Source organism: Streptococcus oralis (assembly GCF_001578945.1).
Lineage (GTDB): Bacteria > Bacillota > Bacilli > Lactobacillales > Streptococcaceae > Streptococcus > Streptococcus oralis_Q.
In genome coordinates, this window is the sequence record NZ_KQ969551.1 from 268,036 (window position 1) to 270,084 (window position 2,049).

The window sequence follows — 2,049 nt, forward strand, 5'->3', positions numbered from 1 at the left end:
TAAACTATCGTATGCCTTACTTTAATATCCTCAATTATATCCAGTTGGAGTTGATTAAACGTCAACGTCGAGGGGAATTGTCAACTGATGAAGAAAAACTAATCCATACAACTATCAACGGAATTGCAACAGGATTGCGTAATTCGGGCTGATACCTTTCAAACCTCCCCTTTTTTTAAGGGGAAGTTTTTGAATAGTTTAAAAAATTCTAAAAATAGTATTGACAAGTAGTTGAAAAATGATATAATTTAAACATTCAGAAAGTAATCATACTCATTTTTAAGAGAGTCTGTGGTTGGTGGAAACAGATAGATGAAATTGATGAAATTGGGCTGAATGTACTTAAGAATTTGAAATCATAAAAATTCGGTGAGCACACCTTACAGTGCAACTCGTTATTGCGAGAAAGAGCGATAGGGATATTCCCTATAATTGAGGTGGCACCGCGCATCGACGTCCTCACACAAGTTTTTTGTGTGAGGACTTTTTCTATGGGGAGGAAAAATATTGGAATTTAAACGATGGCATCGCTTGATGAAGTGATTTAACAAGTTAAGGTAAAAGAATAAAGGAGAAAGACAAATGAAAAATAAACGTTTGATTGGAATTGTCGCTGGATTAGCAATATTGGTAGTGGCTAGCTTGATTTATTCATCAATGAACAAGCCAGCAGCTAAGGAAGAGCAGAAGGTCGCTAAGGTTGGTGTCCTTCAATTTGTTAGTCACCCATCCTTGGACCTGATTTACCAAGGGATTCAAGATGGACTAGCTGAAGAAGGCTATAAGGACGACCAGGTAAAAATCGACTTTATGAACTCTGAAGGGGACCAGAGTAAGGTTGCAACCATGAGTAAACAATTGGTGGCAAATGGAAACGATGTTGTTGTTGGGATTGCAACACCAGCAGCTCAAGGACTCGCTAGTGCTACAAAAGACCTACCTGTTATCATGGCTGCTATTACAGACCCAATCGGTGCGAACTTGGTCAAAGATTTGAAAAAACCAGGTGGCAACATCACAGGGGTATCAGACCACAACCCTGCTGAACAGCAAGTGGAATTGATTAAAACTTTGACACCAAATGTCAAAACGATCGGCGCTCTTTACTCAAGTAGCGAAGATAACTCAAAAACACAGGTAGAAGAATTCAAGGCTTATGCTGAAAAAGCAGGTTTGACAGTCGAAACCTTTGCCGTTCCATCAACCAATGAAATTGCTTCAACAGTTAATGTTATGACAAGCAAGGTCGATGCAATCTGGGTTCCAATTGACAACACCATCGCATCAGCATTCTCAACAGTTGTTTCAAGCAACCAAACAGCTAAAAAGCCAATCTACCCAAGTGCTACTGCCATGGTAGAAGCAGGTGGATTAGCATCTGTAGTAGTTGACCAACACGATCTTGGAGTGGCTACGGGTAAAATGATTGCCAAAGTTTTGAAAGGTGAAAAACCAGCTGATACGCCAGTTAATGTCTTCTCAACTGGTAAGTCAGTGATTAACAAAAAACTAGCGCAGGAACTCGGTATCACCATTCCTGAGACCGTTCTAAAAGAAGCGGGACAAGTGATTGAATAAAGATAAAGGAGGAGTTGGGGACATCTCCTCCCATTTTTACTAAAGAAAGAAATGAGTGAAAGATTATGATAGTATCCATTATTTCTCAGGGGATGGTCTGGGCGATTCTAGGTTTGGGAATCTTTATGACTTTTCGAATTTTGAATTTTCCAGATATGACTACTGAAGGTTCTTTTCCTCTTGGGGGAGCAGTAGCTGTAACCTTGATAACACAGGGAGTCAATCCATTCTTAGCGACCTTAGCTGCAGTAGGAGCGGGATGTCTAGCTGGAATGGCGACGGGACTTTTGTATACCAAAGGAAAAATCCCAACCCTCTTATCAGGGATTCTGGTCATGACTTCCTGCCATTCCATCATGCTCATGATTATGGGACGTGCCAATCTGGGGCTTCTTGGAACCAAGCAAATTCAGGATGTCTTGCCTTTTGATTCGGATTTCAATCAACTGCTGACTGGATTAATCTTTGTGG

The 2,049-nt window shown here is 40.6% G+C and carries 3 protein-coding genes and 1 other annotated feature; all 3 genes read left to right on the forward strand.

The features are described 5' to 3' along the window. A partial coding sequence (locus SORDD16_RS10565) for a phosphoenolpyruvate carboxylase (RefSeq protein WP_128973467.1) occupies positions 1-152 on the forward strand: 152 nt, incomplete at its 5' end. A 96-nt stretch (positions 153-248) separates the two neighbouring features. Beyond that, positions 249-464, forward strand: a binding site (T-box leader). A 118-nt stretch (positions 465-582) separates the two neighbouring features. Then, entirely contained in the window at positions 583-1,578 is a 996-nt protein-coding gene (trpX, locus tag SORDD16_RS04005; RefSeq protein WP_061452462.1) for a tryptophan ABC transporter substrate-binding protein, read from the forward strand. A 65-nt stretch (positions 1,579-1,643) separates the two neighbouring features. Then, a partial coding sequence (locus SORDD16_RS11685) for an ABC transporter permease subunit (protein WP_440862108.1) occupies positions 1,644-2,049 on the forward strand: 406 nt, incomplete at its 3' end.

Excerpts from the sequence above, each read along its gene's own strand:
- trpX (WP_061452462.1), top strand. The coding sequence starts at position 583 with ATGAAAAATAAACGTTTGATTGGAATTGTCGCTGGATTAGCAATATTG.